Origin of the sequence: Corallococcus sp. AS-1-6 (assembly GCF_020037015.1) — a bacterium.
Taxonomy (GTDB): Bacteria; Myxococcota; Myxococcia; order Myxococcales; family Myxococcaceae; genus Corallococcus.
Genome location: NZ_JAIQDE010000019.1, coordinates 162,827 through 180,180, shown reverse-complemented (window position 1 = coordinate 180,180; position 17,354 = coordinate 162,827). Strand labels below are relative to the sequence as shown.

General features: G+C 67.8%; 16 protein-coding genes. 5 read left to right on the top strand and 11 right to left on the bottom strand.

The genetic code is table 11. The features are described 5' to 3' along the window. On the top strand, nt 1-1,470 hold a 1,470-nt coding region (locus tag K8612_RS24985), incomplete at its 5' end, for an IS66 family transposase (protein WP_306799720.1). A gap of 508 nt (nt 1,471-1,978) precedes the next feature. On the opposite strand, the gene K8612_RS24975 is transcribed toward K8612_RS24985, so the two are convergent. The 4 genes from K8612_RS24975 to K8612_RS24960 all read right to left on the bottom strand — a co-directional run bounded on the left by K8612_RS24975 (nt 1,979) and on the right by K8612_RS24960 (nt 6,840). Then, nucleotides 1,979-3,559 carry a DUF1501 domain-containing protein gene (locus K8612_RS24975; RefSeq protein ID WP_223764132.1) on the bottom strand — a complete coding sequence of 527 codons (1,581 nt, stop codon included), beginning with the start codon at nt 3,557-3,559 and terminating at the stop codon, nt 1,979-1,981. Between the two features lie 11 nt (nt 3,560-3,570). Then, nucleotides 3,571-4,608, bottom strand: a complete 1,038-nt coding sequence (locus tag K8612_RS24970; protein WP_223764131.1) for a hypothetical protein — start codon at nt 4,606-4,608, stop codon at nt 3,571-3,573. Continuing rightward, complete coding sequence (locus tag K8612_RS24965; RefSeq protein WP_223764130.1) at nt 4,608-6,290, bottom strand: hypothetical protein; 1,683 nt, start codon at nt 6,288-6,290, stop codon at nt 4,608-4,610. Before K8612_RS24965 ends, K8612_RS24970 begins: the two co-directional genes overlap by 1 nt. 316 nt (nt 6,291-6,606) lie before the next feature. Continuing rightward, nucleotides 6,607-6,840, bottom strand: coding sequence for a hypothetical protein (locus K8612_RS24960; protein WP_223764129.1), 234 nt, complete (start codon nt 6,838-6,840; stop codon nt 6,607-6,609). Nucleotides 6,841-6,856: 16 nt separating this feature from the next. On the opposite strand from K8612_RS24960, the gene K8612_RS24955 reads away from it, so the two are divergent. Beyond that, nucleotides 6,857-6,997 carry a hypothetical protein gene (locus tag K8612_RS24955; protein ID WP_223764128.1) on the top strand — a complete coding sequence of 47 codons (141 nt, stop codon included), beginning with the start codon at nt 6,857-6,859 and terminating at the stop codon, nt 6,995-6,997. Between the two features lie 113 nt (nt 6,998-7,110). Here K8612_RS24955 and K8612_RS24950 read toward each other — a convergent pair whose 3' ends face one another. From K8612_RS24950 to K8612_RS24925, 6 genes are all read right to left on the bottom strand, one after another. Next, entirely contained in the window at nt 7,111-7,422 is a 312-nt protein-coding gene (locus tag K8612_RS24950) for a MazG nucleotide pyrophosphohydrolase domain-containing protein (RefSeq protein WP_223764127.1), read from the bottom strand. Between the two features lie 171 nt (nt 7,423-7,593). Then, the gene (locus K8612_RS24945; RefSeq protein ID WP_223764126.1) at nt 7,594-9,000 is read right to left on the bottom strand and encodes an EH signature domain-containing protein; all 1,407 of its coding nucleotides are present in this window, start codon (nt 8,998-9,000) and stop codon (nt 7,594-7,596) included. Between the two features lie 11 nt (nt 9,001-9,011). After that, entirely contained in the window at nt 9,012-9,746 is a 735-nt protein-coding gene (locus K8612_RS24940) for a hypothetical protein (protein WP_223764125.1), read from the bottom strand. Further along, the gene (locus K8612_RS24935; protein ID WP_223764124.1) at nt 9,743-11,761 is read right to left on the bottom strand and encodes a hypothetical protein; all 2,019 of its coding nucleotides are present in this window, start codon (nt 11,759-11,761) and stop codon (nt 9,743-9,745) included. Before K8612_RS24935 ends, K8612_RS24940 begins: the two co-directional genes overlap by 4 nt. A 3-nt stretch (nt 11,762-11,764) precedes the next feature. Next, a complete protein-coding gene (locus K8612_RS24930) occupies nt 11,765-14,602 on the bottom strand; it encodes a DEAD/DEAH box helicase (protein WP_223764123.1) in 2,838 nt (945 codons plus the stop codon). A gap of 136 nt (nt 14,603-14,738) precedes the next feature. Beyond that, a complete protein-coding gene (locus K8612_RS24925) occupies nt 14,739-15,116 on the bottom strand; it encodes a hypothetical protein (protein WP_223764122.1) in 378 nt (125 codons plus the stop codon). A gap of 136 nt (nt 15,117-15,252) precedes the next feature. Here K8612_RS24925 and K8612_RS24920 point away from each other — a divergent pair, with 136 nt between their 5' ends. From K8612_RS24920 to K8612_RS24910, 3 genes are all read left to right on the top strand, one after another. Then, nucleotides 15,253-15,714 carry a GNAT family N-acetyltransferase gene (locus tag K8612_RS24920; protein WP_223764121.1) on the top strand — a complete coding sequence of 154 codons (462 nt, stop codon included), beginning with the start codon at nt 15,253-15,255 and terminating at the stop codon, nt 15,712-15,714. 254 nt (nt 15,715-15,968) lie between these two features. Beyond that, nucleotides 15,969-16,307: a UBP-type zinc finger domain-containing protein gene (locus K8612_RS24915; protein WP_223764120.1), complete on the top strand. Its 339-nt coding sequence runs from the start codon at nt 15,969-15,971 to the stop codon at nt 16,305-16,307. Nucleotides 16,308-16,434: 127 nt separating this feature from the next. Further along, nucleotides 16,435-17,076: a glutathione S-transferase family protein gene (locus tag K8612_RS24910; protein WP_223742737.1), complete on the top strand. Its 642-nt coding sequence runs from the start codon at nt 16,435-16,437 to the stop codon at nt 17,074-17,076. Between the two features lie 100 nt (nt 17,077-17,176). Here the strand turns inward: K8612_RS24910 and K8612_RS39005 are convergent, their stop codons facing one another. Continuing rightward, on the bottom strand, nt 17,177-17,308 hold the full coding sequence (locus K8612_RS39005; protein WP_255672128.1) for a hypothetical protein: 132 nt from the start codon (nt 17,306-17,308) through the stop codon (nt 17,177-17,179). Nucleotides 17,309-17,354 lie beyond the last annotated feature (46 nt).

The following is a 17,354-nucleotide window of genomic DNA, read 5'->3' as shown; positions in this document are numbered from 1 at the left end:
GAAGAGCTCAAGGCCGAGGTGAGCCGCATTGGCGGGGAGGTGGACGCCCTCAAGGGGCAGCTTGCGGCCCTGCAGCGCCACGTCTTCGGCCGGAGGACGGAGAGGCTGCCGCCGGTGGCGACGGAGCTGCGCGGGGACGCGGACTCGACGGCGGCCCGGGCCGAGGCCGCTAAGCAGAAGCGCCAGGAGCGAGCCGCCCGGAAAGCCGAGGAGGCCCCGGCGCGAGAGATTCGCCACGCGGTGCCGGCCGAGGAGCGCCACTGCCCCGCCTGCGGCAGCGAGGACCTGAAGCCCCTGGGCAAGGGCAAAACCTCGGTGGTGTACGAGTACGTGCCCGCGCGCTTCGAAAAGCAGGTGCACGTGCAGGAAGTCCTCGCATGCGCGTGCGGCCGGGGCGTCGTCACCGCTCCGCCTCCGGCCCGGGTGGTGGACCGGGGCGAGTACGGCCCCGGCTTCCTCTCCCACGTGGTGACGTCGAAGTGCGCGGATGCCATGCCCCTGCACCGGCTGGCCCAGCGGGTGGAGCGAAGCGGCGTGCCCATGAGTCGCAGCACGCTGACGGACCTCTTCCACCAGGCCGCCTCGGTGCTGCTGCCTCTGTCCCAGCACCTCTTGCGAGTCATTGCCGCCGCCGAGGTGGTGTGGGCGGACGAGACGCCGCTTCGCGTGCTGGACGTGAAGAAGACGAAGCAAGGCTACCTCTGGACCTTCCTCACCCAGACGCCCACGGGCGAGTGGCTCATCGGCTACCGCTTCAGCCTCGGCCGAGCCAGCACGACGCCCAAGGAAGTCCTGGGCGGCACCCGGGGCGCCCTCGTGGTGGATGCCTATACGGGCTACAACGCGGTGACGCTGCCGGAGGGCAGAAGCCGCGTCGGGTGTTGGGCGCACGTGCGTCGCCGCTTCTTCGACGCGCTGGCTACTGCCCCCGAGGCCCGCGAGGCGCTGGACTTCATCCTCGCCCTCTACCGCGTGGAAGCCCTGGCCCGCGACGCGGGCGTCGTGCGCACGGACGCGCACCGCGAGCTGCGCCAGCAGCAGAGCCTCCCCGTCCTCCTGGCGCTGCGCGCGTGGCTGGAGGCGCAGGCCGCGCGTCACCTGCCCAAGGGCCCCATGGGCCAGGCCCTCTCCTACGCCCTGAAGCAGTGGGACGCCCTGACGCGCTTCGTCTCCAACTCGCGTCTGCCCCTGGACAACAACCGCTCCGAGGCAGCACTGCGCAAGGCGGCGCTGGGCCGAAAGAATTTCCTCTTCGTCGGCCACGAGGCCGCAGGGGAAAACCTCGCCGGCCTCTACGCCCTCGTCGCCACTTGTGAGGCCAACCAGGTCAATCCCGAGGACTACCTCGCGGATGTCCTGCTGCGCGTCCAGACGCACCCTCACTCGCGCATCGGTGAGCTGCTACCCCACGAGTGGAAGCGGCGACATGCCGCCGACCCGCCCGAGTCACCCCTCCAGCCCAGTCCCTGAACAACTGACTCCTCGCGGCGCTCGCCGAGCACGGTCCGCGTCTGTCATCAAGCCTCGCGGCACGTCATTGGCCGGACGGTTACGGAGCACCACGCTCCCCTCCGCCTCTCCTGCTTGGGGGACCAGAAATGGCCGCAGTTGCGCGCCTGGAGCGAAGACGCCGTGGAACCTCGTGAGGTTTGTCCAAGGCGGAGGCACCAGCGACGCCACACGCCGTAGAAGTCCCAGCCCGGCAAAGAGCAGGTGCGTGGTGCCGTCCGGCAGCGGGCGTCTCATCCGCTAGGCGATGCGGCCATCATGCGCTCGTGACAACCGCTCCAGCGCCAGCGCGCCCCGCGCCCCGTAGCGGCATAGCCGCTCCAGGCCCTGCCTGCTGCGGGGTGCCGTCCTCCTTCTGAACGCCGGGGAACGGCGCCGGAAGGGACACCCCAGGGCAACAGTATTCACCGAAAAATAGAGCCCAGAGTGCCTTCCCTGCACCCTGGGCCCTCCACCCGTCCGGTCGGGACTACGCCTTCCGGAGCCCCACGACCTCGCCGTAGCCGCCGGGGATGAAGAACTCGTGCGTCTCCATGCCCAGGATGCGCAGCGCGGTCGTCACCGCGTCCGCGGAGCGGGGCACGCGCTTCGAGGCCTGGCCGTTCTCCTCGATGATGTCCACCGGGACACCGAGCCCTCGCGGGGTGTACGAGCCCACCTGCCGGTTCCCCGCCACGTTCCCGCCCGCGAAGCAGACGGACGTGTAGGGGTGGTGATCGTCCGGCAGGTAGTAGCTGCCGTCGCTGCTCCGCGAGGCCCAGCTCCGGCCGAACTCGCTCATCACCAGCACGAGCGTGTCGTCGAGCAGCGTCTTGCCGGGCTTGCCGGGCGCGGGCGCGGCCTTGAGCTCGCCGAGGAAGCGCGCGACGTTGTCCATCATCCCGCGGCCGTGCGCGCAACTGTAGCCATGGCCCAGGCCGTTGTGCGTGTCGAAGTCCTGCTGCAGCGAGACGTGCACCGAGGTGCAGAGGTCCGCCTTGAGCAGGCGCAGCGCCAGGTCCATGCGCGGGTCGAGCCCCGTGAGGTGGAAGTTCGCGAGGCCGAAGGTGTACGTGAACGACTGGTTGGACAGGTAGCTCGACAGGTACGCGGGGCGGTTCGAGGTCATCATCTCGATGCCCTTGGTCTTCTCCAGCACGGACACGACGTCCGTCGCCAGCACGCGCGACACCGACGACAGCGAGCCGTGCAGCCCCTCCAGGTAGGTGTCCACCTTCGCCGTCGAGCGGCCCAGGAGCTGCTGGGCGCGCGTCAGCGAGAAGCGCTCGATGGCCGTCGTCTTCAACGTGCCCCCGGTGGGCTTGCCGCGCGCGTCCAGCTCGGGCGCCTCGGTGCGCGCGTCGAGCCCCGTCCACCACGGGTTGTCCGAGGGCTTCGCCGAGAGCATCGGCTTGAGCGCCTCGATGGACGGCACGCGCAGGGGCGAGGCGTGGGAGGGCAGCCCCATGCCCACCGGCATGCCGCGCTCTCCGGTGACGACGACGAAGGGCAGCGGCCGGCTCTCGCGGTACTTCTGGTACAGGTGGTTCGCGATGACCGAGTGCACGGCGGGCGCCCGGTAGTCCGCGCCGGCGACACCGCACATCGAGGAGATGAACGCGCTCGAGTGGTCGTTGGTGCCCTGGTCGATGCCGTGCAGCACGCTGAGCTGATCCGCCAGCGCGAAGTGCGTGTAGCCGTACATGAGCGGGCTGTAGCTGCCGCGCGCTGCCGGGTCGGCGGGGTTCCACGACTGCCACGTCCGCAGCGGCTTGTAGGAGCCGTTCGGAGGCGCGAGGTTCACCAACTGGCTCGCCTGGAAGAAGACGGGCTCGCCGCTGTGGTTGGAGGGCGTGGGGACGCAGAGTGGGATGTCCGCGTCCTCCATCGGGGTGAAGTAGTACGCCGGCCGGTAGCCGCCGGGGATGTAGAGCACCACGAGGCGCGAGGGGACGTCGACGTCCGCGGCGTGCGCGGTGCTCGAACCGAGGAGCCCCGCGCGCTCGAGGAGCGCGAGCTGTCCCGCGCCGAGGGCCCACTTGAGCAGGGTGCGACGAGAGGTGTTCGGCATGGTGTCCTCGCTCAGTAGGTGATCCACATCGGGTGACGGATGAGCGCCGCGCAGACGCCAATCCAGGCGAGGCGCGTGCTCTGCGCCTCCAGCGGCAGGTAGACCTGCTCGTACAGCGCCTGGGCCTCCGCGTCCGAGGGCGGCTGGCCGAGCATGCGCAGGTGGAGCGAGCGCAGGTTCTTCTGCACCGCGTCCGGGTTGCTCTTGGAGGTGTCGGCGAGCGTCACGTAGCGCAGCACCGCCGGGTTGTTCTTCTTGTCCACGGCGCGCGCGCACCACGCCTGGGACATCTGCACCAGCGTCTGCGCGGCGGACGGACCGAAGCTTACGTCCCGCTTGCGGTACAGGAGCGAATTGCCGCCGCCGAGCGCCTCGAAGCGCTCGACGCTGCGCGAGTCGGAGACGTACTCGCCCGAGATGCCGGGGGCCCAGTCCCCGGGCCAGATGAAGAACTTGCCGCCGTTCGCCACGTACGGCTTGTTGCGCCAGTTGGGGTCGGTGGTGCTGACGAAGTCCTCGAGGGTGAGCCCGAGCTGATCCATCAGGCTGATGATCATCTCCTCGGCGGTGAGCCGGCGGACGCTGAACTCCTCCGCCACGGGGGCCTCCAGTTGCGCGGGCGTGGCCGGCAGGTTCCGGATCCAGTCCTCCACCTGCGCGATGGTCATCGTGACGCGGCCGCTGCTGACGAGCTCGTTGTACGGCTGCCCGGGCGGCATCTGGGGATAGCTGCCGGGGGCCACGCCGTTCAGCATCTGGATGAGCATGCTGTTCGCGGGGTCGCCGCGCTTCACGTACTTCTCGTTGTAGACGAGCCCGTTCTCGAAGGCGGTGAGCGAGGCGAAGAAGGGCTTGTTGCCGGTGAGGTGGCAGCCCTGGCACGCGGGCGCGAGCGCGAGACGGATCTCGTCGTTCTTGCTCACGGCCGCGCAGTTGTCGCCGCCCGGGTCCTCCGGCGAGTCACCAGGAGCGTCCCAGATATTTCCGACGCAGCTCACGGAGAGGAGCGCGACCGCGGCGCCCAGCAGGGTCGAACGCAACGTGTTCATCACAGGCCCCTCCGCAGCTCGGGCTGTTCGAAGAGGTATCGGATGAAGGGTCTCAGCTTCCGGTCGCCCGCGACGAACTCCCGCGCGAGCTTGTCGATGAAGCCCTTCTCCGTGGCCGGGTTCAGGTCACGGCCGATGAACAGCGAATACATCTTGCGCGCGACGCAGCGGTCGAACTCGCCGGAGCGCACGACGAGCTTCCCGAAGCCGAGCGGGCCCATGGTGCCGTCGCCGTGCTCGCCGAGCAGCGTGTACGTGTCGGGCATCGTGTCGAGCAGCACCGCCTCGGGGTTGGCCTTCACCTGCTCGGGGGTGACGGGCGTGAGGAGGGTGTTGGGGACGAACGCGTTCTTCCAGCGGTAGCCCGGCGAGGTGCCGGTGTACGGGTACTGCCCGGACAGCCACTCCTTGGTGATGCGGTAGCGGCCCACGCCCGGCATGAAGGGCCACGGGACGTAGAAGCTCTGGGCCGGGTTGAAGTCCCAGCGCTTGAAGGAGATGGCCGCGGGGTCGAGCGTCCGGTGGCAGTGCAGGCACGTGCCGCCGGTGCCGGGGTCCACCTCCAGGGGCGGGAAGTGCACGTCCGCGGGCGGTGGCGAGAAGCTCTGGCAGGCGAACATCTCGAGGAAGCGCGCGGCCCGGACGCGCTCGCGCGGGAAGGACGACAGCGAGCCGATCATGGTGAGCACGCCCGCGGTGGGGAGGCCCTGGGGCGCGTCGGTCGTGGTGCGCGGGTCGAAGCGGTAGGTGCGGTCGATGCTGCCGGAGCGCGCCCGGTTCGGGGTGAGCGAGAGGTGGAAGGGCTCCAGGTCCTCGACCACGAACTCGCGCCACGCCTGTGGATCATTCGGCGTGGGGTGCAGCGGGTCTCGCGGCGCGCTGTCCGCGTCGGGACGCCACCACGTGGTGTTCTTGTCCAGCGCGCTGGTGCCCATCTGCCGGCCGAAGCGCACGTACAGCGCGCGCAGCCAGTTGGTGCCGACCGAGTAGTTCCCGAGGAGGAGGTCCGAGAGCGGCCGGTCGTGCCACGCGAGGTGCGCGAAGAGGCGCGCGGGCTCCTCGTAGGGGTGCCGGCGCTGCACGCCGAAGTCGTGGTTGCTGTTGCCCTGGAGGCCGGAGAGCGGGCTGCACCACACCAGGTTCGGGCCGCAGCCGCACGCGGGGGGCAGCATGGGGTCGTAGTAGCCGCCGTTCGCGAGGCCGCAGTCGACCGGCTGGCCCTTGCTGTCGGTGACCTGGGTGACGTCGGAGCCGGCCTTGCCGAGCACGGTGACGGTGGTGCCCGGCGCCCACCAGGGCTCCACCTGGTGCACCTCGGGCACGGCGGGGTTGCCGTCGGCGTCCTGGTCCTGGCACTGCCTGGCCGGGTCCTTCGAATCGCCGAACTCGTGCACGGCGTAGTACGCGCCCGGGTGCGCGGTGTTGGCGCCGCACTTGAAGAGGTGGCCGGACATGTCGCCCTGGTAGGCGTCACCCGCCGCGCCGGTGGTGTATGCGCCCACCGCGAGCCACTCGTGGCCGAAGTTCACCATCCGCTCGTAGAACTTCGGCGAGGCGAGCGCGGCCTCGAGCGTGGAGCGCAGGATGGATTCCCGCGCCTCGGGCGTGGTCGCGGCCGCCATCGCCTCGTACTGCTCGACGGTGGGCGTCGTCCCCGTGAGACCGAGGACGAGGCGGCGCAAGATCCGCGTGCCGCTCATCTGGTCAGTGAGAGGGACGGCGGGGGGAGGTGCTTCGGGGCCACATTGTTGTGCGTGCGCGTCGACTCCGGTGAGCCCGGACGCCGCGAAGAGCACAGCCAGCAGGGCCGCGCGCTTCATGTGCAAGTGCCAGTGCATATGCACGAACAATACACCGGGCGCATGACTCCATGAGACAGGAAGCGCGCTCCGGGCTCAGAACGCCAGCGCTCGCGAGCGCGCCGCTGCCGAAGCACGCTTCGATTTCCCGTCTGGCTCGCTCCGGCGCGAAGAGGTTGTCGTTCGCGCCGTATGGACCTCAAGTGAAGTCCGTGGCCAGGGAGAGGGCGCGGGGGGGGGCCAGTTCCCGGGCGACGAAGGCATTCTTCTCCTCCAGAGCCAGGCGAAGTGGCGGCTGTTCCATCTTCGCCAGGGTGACCATCAGGGACGCCGCGTCCAGGAAGTCAGTGCGGGAGTAGCCGGGCTCCACCACCGTGACCTGGATGCCCAGCGGGGCCAGTTCGTCTTGAAGGGCTTCGCTCCGGCCCTCCACCGGCAAGGAGCTGGAGGTGGAGACACGCGGCTCGCTGGCCCTGAGCGACCAGATGGAGATCCTGGAGGCCGCGCTCGCGGACCTGGGGCTGGCGCATCTCTTCGAGTCGCAGGTGCAGTCTCTCATCGACCAGGGACGTCTGGTGCACGTGCTGTAGCCCTGGTGCCGCCTACTCCGGCTTCTTTCTCTACGACCCGAGCCGCGGACACCGGCCACCCGTGCTCAAGGCCTTCGTGGACTTCGTGCGGGGCCGGCCGTGAGCCGGCTTCATCACCAGGTGCGCTGCTGGTTGCGCGCGTTCTTCTCCCGGAAGGCCTGCTCCAGGTCCACGCCCGCGCGGTTGGCGATGGCCAGGAGGTAGTTGAGCACGTCCACCAGCTCCTCCCCCACGTGCTCGCGAGCCGTCGCCTCGGAGGACTTCTTCTCGTACTGGCGCACCGCCTTGAAGAGTTCGCCCACCTCCTCGCCCATCCGGAAGCAGTTGAGGACCAGGTCCTGCTGGAGCCAGCCGTGCAGCGACTCCAGGTCGTGGATGTATCGCTGGTAGTCCAGCATCGCGGCGCGCTCGGGGAGCTCGATCATGCCCCGTGTTCCGTCAGCGGAGGGTGGCTGTCAACTCCGAACGGCGACGGGAGACGCGCTGTATTCAGCCTGCGCGGAGGACCATGGTAGCGCCCCCCGCGCTCTGCATTCCCATGATGAAGACCGTCGACGGCACCTGGTGAGGAGCCATAACCTGCCACGTGCCGGGCGTCACCGGGCCCTGCGCACCACGGGTCGGGCCTGAGCGATTCCCAGCTCCAGAAGTTCCTGTTCGAAGCGGAGTTCCCACCCAGGAAGATGGGTCAACCGCTTCTCACAATGGGTCTCTTGCGTGTCCTTGAGGTCATTGTGGTGTTCCACCGGCTGGCCGTTGAGCATTTGCGCCAGCCGTCGATGCTCATAGACGTACGTGGCGTTGCCCTTGTCGGAAAACTCCACGGCCACGTACCTCTCGAACGACAACACAAACGCACTGATCTTTCCCCTCGGGAGTCGTCGGGCCCGCCGAAACGCGGCCTGCTGCTCCGCGGGCAGGTTCGCGAGCCGAGCCCTCAGTGCGTCATACGTCTCGGACGCCAGCCAGCAGGTCGTCCTCCGAATGGAGCCCAGATAATTCAACCAGAACCGCCGCCGGTCCTGCTCGTTCATCGCGCGTTCGAAGAAGAACTCCAGATCCTGTTGGATGAGCGCGGACAGGAACGCGTCGAAGGCATCTGGGGCGCGGGCACGGACCGACTGCCACGCCTGGGTCAGCGTCATGTGCCGGGGATCATCGAAAACACCGTCCCTGGCAATCAACCGCTCCTCCAGCCGGGTGAGGACGGCTGGCGCCATTCGTCCGGCCAGCCGGCACTCCAGGACCTTGGAGATGACTGCGATACGGGCTTCCATTGGCGCCGACACCGCGACGCCGTCCACGTTCCTGTGCGGCATCCAGGAGCGGCCCAGAGGGTCGTCCACGAGGAAGGCCATCGCCTGGGACAGGTCCTGACGCGTCTGGAGGCGTCCCTCCAGGTACTCCGCGATGACATGACCAGCGTAGGGACTGGTCTCCTTGATGCCGGAGTTCCGAAGCATCCCCACCACTTCCGCGAGTGCGTGGTCCCCCCAATGGCGTGCCAACGTGCTGGGGCCCTCGGCTCCCAATGCCGCCTCGACGGACATCGGCAACGCCCATCTCAGCACGCGTTTGTCCTCGACGCGCCGCCCTACCAACTGGGCCCATTTCCGCTGAGTGGCGGCATCCTCGGACGCGCTCCAGTCCCGGAGGCGCTGCCGTACCAGTCGCGGCACGCTGTCGGGGCTGCGCGTGAGAAACCAAGTCATGTGCTCCAGGCCCACCTCCCGCCACAAACCCGGCACCGCGCGCCGCTCCCTGCGGCTCAGCCCATCGAAATCCTGGGCCGTCACCTTCGCCAGCACGGCCCCGACATCCAGCACCTGCCGCAAACGGGCAAGCCGTCCCGGCTCGAGTTCGTCCGCACGCTGCTGGACGGACTCTGCGCGGAGGACGAGCTGATGCATCCCCTCCTCCACCTGCTGCTGGAAGGTCCCGAACGCGGCCAGGACGACCTTCTGCCGCGCCCCCACTTCGTCAAGCCAGTCATCCAGCCCCATTGAGTCCCCAATCACAGGCGCAGGTCGCCGCGAACACGAAGCACCAGCCGCCGGTTGGCGGGGTCACCCCCCTCCGTCCCGTTCCTGGGCGCGGTCTGCCCTCGTCCCGAAACCACGAAATTCGCATCCAGGCAGGTGCGCGCGTAGCTGGCGGCCGGAAGCTGATCTCTCACAGTGAAGAACACCTCCTGCGCACGGGAGGCGCTTGCACGGACGTTGTTCTCGAAACTGAACCGCGCCACGCCATTGCGGACGCCACACTCGCCGCTTGTGCCCAGGAAGGGACGGTCGTCCGTGTGTCCTTCCAGGATAATGGACGGCTCGGCGCCCGCGTCGCGCATTGCGTCCACCGCCGCACAGACGCGTTCGATGAGCGGCACCGCGCCCTGGCGGAACTGTTGCACGTACTCCGGAGGCGTGCGGCATTCCCCCAGACCGAACTGGAGGTTCTTGAATTCGATCTCCAGCGCATTGACCCCGCCATCCAGCCCACTCATCTCGATGAAGCCACCATCCAGATCGGTGTCCAGGGTCACCAACTCCGCTCTCAGCGCCACCAGTGACGCCTGCACGCCATCCTTCTGTGAATCCACCTTGCCAATGGCCACCTCCTTCTCACGGATGGCCTCCTCGCGCTGCTGGCGCGCGTCCAGGATGAAGATGACCGCGAGCAGCAGGAAGACCACCGCCACACCCGCCATCAGGTCCGCGAGTGAGCGGTCACTGCCCTCTCCTCCCGGGCTCATCGCCGCACCTGCTGCTTCAATGAATCCCTGAGCTGATTCACTGCGTCCGACAACTCCTCGACGCCCTGGAAGAACTCATTCGAGGAGCGGTTTAGCGCGGAGTCGACCTTGCTCACGACCTGCGTCCATTGGCTGCTCAACAATTGGACCTGCTTGCTTACGGATTCCTCATAGGTCCGCGTCAAGCCGTTGAGCACCGGCGTCACGCGCTCCAGGGCCTCGCGCTGGGCGTTCAGGAGCGTCTCCTCCTGCTTCACCACCCCCAGACGTTCCTGGGACAACTGATGGAAGGACCGGGCTGTGTCGATGAGTCGTTGCGCGACGCCCTCCATCTTCTCGGAGACCGCCCCTGCCTTGTGATGGGACTCACCGGCGCTTCGTGACGCGGTCGCCAGCCTGTCCACGGTCTCGTTGAGCTGCTTCGTCACGACGCGCAGGCTGTCCTGCGTTTCCTTCATGGCACTGGCGAACTCCGCGGCACGGGCCTGGAAGTGGCCCACGTCGGACTTGGACAGGTTCCGAAGCTCTTCCAGTTGGCTGTGCAGGGCGTTGGACTGATCCGCTGCGCTCAAGTGCATGTCCCGGGACACCGTCGCCGCGGCACGCACCATCTGGTCGGAACTGGTGCCCATTTGCGTAAGCACCCCCTGGAAGCTGCCCACGATGTTGGAGACGCTGCCCGCCAACTGATCGATGATCTGCTGGTTCTGCCGTCCCAGGTCGACGGAGGCGGTGGTGGTGCTCCTCAGCACCTGAGCGACCGCCTTCTCCATGTTGTCCCGAACGCCGTCGAAACTCCCCACCAGCTCGGACACCTTCGCGCCCAGGGCCTCCACGGCGCGCTGGTTCTCGCTGCCCCACTGCCGCGCCTGACTGCCCAGCATCTGCGTCATCGCATCGAGTTGCTTCTCCAACTGAGGGAGGACCGCCGCCAGCCCCGCCATCTGCCGGGCCATGTCCTGGGACTGTGTGTGGAACCCGCCGGACACCGTGTCGCGGAGCTGCTCGAGGATCCGTCCCAGGTCGTGTTCCTGCTGCCCGACCAGCGCCTGCTGGATGCCGTCCAGGTGCGCCTTGATGCTCGCCATCTCCAATTGCAGCGACGCGGTGAAGTTCGTGGAGATGGAGCGCTGGAGGTCCGTGGCGATGTCGCGCACCGCCTTCTCCACCGCGCTCAACTGCCGCGTGATGACGTCCCCGACCTCCTCCTTCATCATCTTCCCGAAGTGGGCCTGAACCTCCGTGCCAATCCCCTGGATCGACACATTCACGCTTTCGAGCTGTGAAAGTTGTTCGGCGAGTTCCCTCCGGGTCTGGACCAGTTCTGCCTTCAGCGAGCCCAGCGACTCCCCACGCGCCGAGGCCAGGGCGATTTCGTGCGCGTCGAGGGTCCTGGTGTACTTCTCGAAGCCCAGGCGCATCGCATCCATCTGCCCCAGGAGCCTGCGTTCGAAGGAGAATGCAACCATCTGGAAGAGCAGCGTTCCCACCAGGCCCGTCGCGGAGATGAAGAACTTGGCCCCCATCTTCCCGATGGCCTGGGAGAGCAGGTCCGATTGGGAATGGCCGCCCCCCGTGGTGGTGAGCGCCTCCTGGACGGGACCCACCAGCACGACGCCCAGCAGGCCGAAGGTCATCACCAGCGCGATGCCCGTCAGGTTCCGGCCGACTCCATGCCCCAGGGAGTGGCGAAACAACGCGCGGCAGGTCTCACGCAGCTCGCGTGACGGCGACGAACGCATGAGGACGGGCCCTGGGACCTCCTGCTTCCCGGGAGGGAAGACAAGTTGCTCGCGCACGGCCCGCCACAGGGCGCGGCTTTCGTCGCGGCTGCCCGGCTCCAGGAGACGTCCCGTCAGCAACGGCTCCAGCTTCTGCTCCAGCGTCTGGATGGCCTGGCGCAAGCGCCACCAGCGGACGACCACCGCGCCCAGGGACAGGAGCGCCAACAGCGCGATGATGAGCAGCGGAATGCGCAGGGACTCGTCCTGCAAGGCATGCATGATGATGGACATGGCTCAGCCTTCCCCCTCTTGAAACACACCTGAGTACTGCCGTGCCTCATCCGGAACGGGCGCCAGGAAGTCGCGTGCCAGCGAACGCTTGCGCTCCACGAGTTCGTGAAGCCGCATGTCGAAGCCAGCCTCGGGACGTCCCTGCCGGTGCAGCAGCGGATAGTGGACGTGGACGGGCCGGACCTGCCCGATGCGGTGGGCCCGGTCCGTGGCCTGGTCCTCCTTGGCGGGATTCCACCAACGCCCGTAATGGATGACGTGGTTGGCCGCGACGATGTTGAGCCCTGCGCCTGCGGCGAGCGGACTCAGCAGGAGGACTTGAAAGCCTTTCGCCTGGGAAAACGCGTCAATGGATTTCAGGGCCGAACGTCGGCTCTCTGGCTCCCCGTTAATGATGGGGACATCCGTCAGGCGGAAGCGTTCCTTGATGAGCGCCGACAGCAGCTCCTGCATTGCGCGGGAGAGGACAAACACCAGGGCCTTCTCCGCGTGCACGCCGCTTGACGCGGCCTCCACCCGTGCGAGCAATTCCAGGCAAAGGCGGGTCTTAGGGCTCTCCTCGAGCGCGGTGGCGGCGGAGAGCCCGCGTGAGTCCGCCAGAAGCGCCGGGTGCTGATAAAGCTTCTGAAGCGCGGACAGTGCCCATAACGCGCCACGCTTCGGAGCCTGCCGGGCGATGAGCCGCTCCTGCTCCTCCTGGAGCGCCGTCATCTCCACCAGATGGCTGTGATACCGCTTCTCCGGCAGGTCCTTGAGCGCCTCGGCCTTCTCTCGACGCATCAGCGTGCTGTCCCTGGACGGATACTTCAGCCGCGCCCGCAGGGTGGATGCACCATGCTCTCCGTCATGTTCCTCCCGGAAAGCGGCACGAGGGCCGAAGACCCGTGGCGCACGGAACTGGATGGCGTCGTAGATGGCCCAGACGTCGAACAGCTCGTTCTCCACCGGCGTGCCCGTCAGCGCGACGGCGAAATTGCGCTTGAGAGCCCGGGCGGCACGCGAGCGCAGCGTGTCCGGATTCTTTAGCAGATGGGCCTCGTCGAAGACGACGACGTCGAAGTCCACCTTCAACAGCGAGCGCTGATACGCCCCCAGCGTTTCGTAGTTGGTGATGATCAGCGTCCGCAGCGAGAGGAATTCGGTATTGAGTCCGTCCTCGCGTTTCACGGCCTGGAGTTCATTCCCGTGAAGGATGAATGCGGACTGCCAGAGGTCTTCCCGGAAGAAGCGGTTCAGCTCCTGCTTCCAGTTGTCCAACAGGATGGTGGGACAGACCACCAGCAGGGGCCGGGCGTTGCTTCTCGCAATGAGCCGGCTCAAGGTCAGGAAGCACGCGACCTGCAATGTCTTTCCAAGGCCCATGTCATCTGCGAGCAGGATGCCGGGGCTTCCAGAAACAGCATGGCGCCACAGCCACTCGAGTCCCTCCTTCTGATGTGTCTTGAGAGACACGCCTGGACGGAAGGCTTGCTCCAGCATCTCCCATGGCACGGGTGGTGCGTCGTCCGCCCCTGGGTCCGCGGACGACGAATCTTCCACGTCGCGGACGATGGCTCCGAGGCGGCCCCCAGGCTGGGGGGGGGCGTCGAGTGCCTCCTCGTCCACCTCCCCGGCAGGTGCTGAAAGGCCAAGCGCGATCCGGAGCTGACGCCCCAGCGCCTCACTTGGGGGCACCTGCTGTCCGCCCACGTTCAGGGGGGTGGGGGTGGCGCTGGCCAGCGCCGCATCGTTCCGGCCCAAGAGCTCCAGCGCAGCTTCACGCGAGTTCAACTGGAGGCGCTTGTCCGTCCCGTCGACGTGGAGGTTCAGGGAGAAGGACTCGGAGGAAGACAACGGTTCGAACCACTCCAACCCGGTGGCGTTGCGGCCTTCGCCCGGCTGGCGTCCCCGGAGGAGTTCGAAGCCCGCCACCCGGGGCGAGTACTCCGAGAGTTCCAGACTCGCGTCAAGGTCTCTCCCCTCTGGGATGAGATGTGACGGGTCCGCCATCTCGCGCGTGACGTCGGCCATGAGGCGTCGCTGAAGGGGACGGGCCCTGGCCAGTACCTCGTCCGTGTGTTCAGGAAGCAGGAGGGGGCGCCGAGCGTCTTCTCCCGCGATGCCGCCGGGGCGTACCGAGGACAGGGGGAAGTCCGCGCGCGTCCCATCCGCGAAGACGGCGTAGGGGCGAAGGGAGACAACCTCCGTGAGGTCGTCGTCATGCTCCCAACGCAATCCCAAGCGACTCACCGCGCGAGGCTCGAAGGTCTTGAGAAAGCCAGAGGGCGCGAATGGGATGCGGTTTCCAAGCAGCCCTGATACATCCTCCAGCACTCCTCGCAGCCGGACGACCACGGACAGTTGCTCCTGCGTCGAGGCATGTGTCGCGCGGTGAGCCTCGGAGCATGCCCAAGCCGCCGTGGGCGTCAGAGGGAGCGGCGTTCCTTCTGGCGGGCTGACCGTCCAGGGAAAGAGCTGTCCCGTGGCGGAGATGGGCTCGCCGTCGACGCGGACCTTGTAACGGGCACCGGCGCCTCCTGGGATTCCCACGACCTCCCAGCGGAGGGATTGCTGATGGATCCCCAGCAGGTCCATCAGCAGGTGCTGCGTCGAAGCCCATTCCTCACGTGCGTATTCACGCTCCTCCGCTTCGAAGCCCCCCTCCCCTGGACGACCCAGTGCAAGCCATTGCTGCTGGCTGAAGCACAGCCGCTGACCGTCAAGCCACCCCTTGGCGTTCCAGTCATCCCTTCGTAACCGGACCCGTTCGGCTAACTCGGGAGTCAAGAGGGTCAACGCAATGCACAGTCGGTCCGCATCCATGGACCAGCGCGGAAGCGAAGCACGGTTATCTGGGTTCACGGGCCTGCCAGGAGAGCTGTCCGTCCGTCCTTCGGTGACGTATCGCGTCCTTGACGTGCAGGACCATCACCCTGTTGGGGTATTGAGTTCCCGGACATTCCGCCACTAGCATCCGTCCCCCGAGTTCCCCCCTACCTCAGAGCCTGGTCCAGATTGCCCCCTTCGCCCTGCCGAAGAGCAGGGTGCGGGAGAGCGACATGCCGCCGAGGAAGCCGTCGTACTTGTCGATGGCCTTCCGGAACGCTTCGATGGTGTCCTGGAGGTCGATGTCACAGAGCGCGATGTCGACATCCAAGTGGATGCCCCCGACGAAGTCGAGATACAGCAGCCGCTCCAGGTCCGAGAAGTATTTGACGTCATCCCAATTGCCAGACAGCGCGGAGTTTCCCGCCCTGGCCAAGGGCTTTGACAGCCAGCCGCCGTTGTCGAGCTTCTCGATGGGGAGTACCTGATAGCCCGCCTGCTCCAACCGGCGACGCTGGTTGGCCCGCCGGGGGCGCTTGTCCACGAGCATCGGAGCGATACCTGTTCGCGCAGTTCTTCAAGCTGCGCAGCCGCCCGGACATGCAGCTCGTCGCCGCGAGGCGCGCCTTCACCCGCCTGCCCGGCGCACACCTCGGGGCCCGCTCGCGTTAAGGTGACCGGACACCATGGCCTCCTCTCCTCTCGACTGGCAGTGGAAGCGCTTCAACGAGCTCACGCTCGAGGAGCTGTACCGGCTGCTCGCGCTGCGCTCCGAAGTCTTCGTGGTGGAGCAGAAGAGCCTCTATCTCGATGCGGACGGCCTGGACGCCGCGTGCTTCCACCTGCTCGGGTGCGTCCCGGGCACGGGACAGTTGGGTGCCTACCTGCGGGCACTGCCGCCCGGCCTCAAGTTCCCCGAGGCGAGCCTTGGCCGCGTCGTCACCGCGCCGGCGCTGCGCGGGCAGCGGCAGGGCCGCGACCTGGTCGAGCGCGGCCTGCATTTCCTCTCCGAGCGCTTTCCGGGCGCGCCCGTGCGCATCGGGGCGCAGGCCTACTTGCAGCGCTTCTACGAGGGCTTCGGCTTCGTGGCCGTGAGCGACATCTATGACGAGGACGGCATCCCGCACCTCGACATGCGCAGGGACTGAAGAGATTAGAAGACGACGCGGCTGTCCGACATCATCCGGCGCAACACCAGCATCCGGAAGATCCAGAACGAAGTCTTCTACGTGAAGCAGCGCGAAGTGCTCGGCCCCCCGGCCCGCCGAGCACCACGAGCGGCGAGCCGGGCGCCCGCCCCGCGACCGACACGGCCCCACGCGCGTTGCGGCCAGCCCTCTCGCATCCCCATGTTCGACACCATGAGGCCCTCGGACGGAGGCCCCGACGCGGAGCGCGAGCCATGAAGAAGGCATGTCCCCACCTGGAAGCGACCGAGCATCACCGGACGGCTCCCATCCACCCCAGCGGCCACGGTTGCGCGGAGTGTCTGAAGGACGGAGGGGACTGGCTTCATCTCCGGATGTGCCTGACCTGCGGACACGTGGGCTGCTGCGACGACTCGCCGTCACGCCACGCGACCCGGCACTTCCACGAAAGCGCCCACCCGGTCATCAAATCGTTCGAGCCCGGAGAGGACTGGGCCTGGTGCTTCGTGGATGAGCAGTTCATCGAGCGGATCCCCACCTTCCCGGGTGAGTCGCCCCCGGTGCACTACTCGGCCCCCACGAGCGCGCCGTAGGCACCTGCCGCGCGGGACGGGCTGGGGGGTGGCACGCGGACAGAGTCCCTGACGATACCTGACAGACCCTTGTCACGCCGGGGGGATAGGACTTCCTCATCCACCCGTGCTGACCTGGAGGTCCGTCTTGAAGCTCTACTTCCACCCCCTGTCCGGAAACTCGCGCCGCGTGCTGCTCGTGGCCGCCCACCTCGACCTTCCCCTCGAGCGCATCGTGGTGGACCTCACCACGGGCAAGCAGCGCGAGGCGTCGTACCTGGGCATCAACCCCAACGGGCGCGTCCCCGTCCTGGACGACGGCGGCTTCGTGCTCTGGGAGTCGCGCGCCATCATGGTGTACCTCGCGGAGAAGACCCCGGGGCAGACCCTGCTCCCGACGGACGCGCAGGGCCGCGCCGACGTGAACCGCTGGCTGTTCTGGTGCTCGGCCCACATGGCCCCGGCGAACACCGTGCTCGTCCAGGAGAACTTCGTGAAGCAGCGCACCGGCCGCGGGCCGCCGGACCCCGCCGAGGTCGCGCGCGGCGAGGCCCTCTTCGCGCAGACGGCGCCCGTGCTGGACTCGCACCTGGCGGGCAGGACGTGGGTCGCGCAGGAGCGCCTGACGCTCGCGGACCTCTCGCTCGCCGCGTCGTTCGCCCTCGCGGCCCCGGCGCGCCTGCCCGTCGAAGGCTACGCGAACCTCCGGGCCTGGCTGGGGCGCGTGCAGGAGCTGGAGGCGTGGCAGCGCACCGCGCCCGCCATGCCGCCGCCGGCCGCCCGGGGCTGAGCAACCGCTCGCGGCGCTCCACCCGGCATGGGTGAGCACGGCGCCGTGCCTCAGCGCGGTTCCTGGGCGAACTGCTCACGATAGCGCCCCTGGAGCGTCTTCAGCTCCCCCACTGACGGAAGTAGGCGCAGGGATGGGGCGGCCGGAGAGGCTCCTGCGCCGAGCGCATGGCGTTGCAGGGCATGAGCTCGTAGATGAGCTCGACCTCGCTCGGAAGGTTGCTCGTGGACATGGGTCCCCCCTTCGGCCACGACTCGAATGGAGGCCGCGTCCGAGCA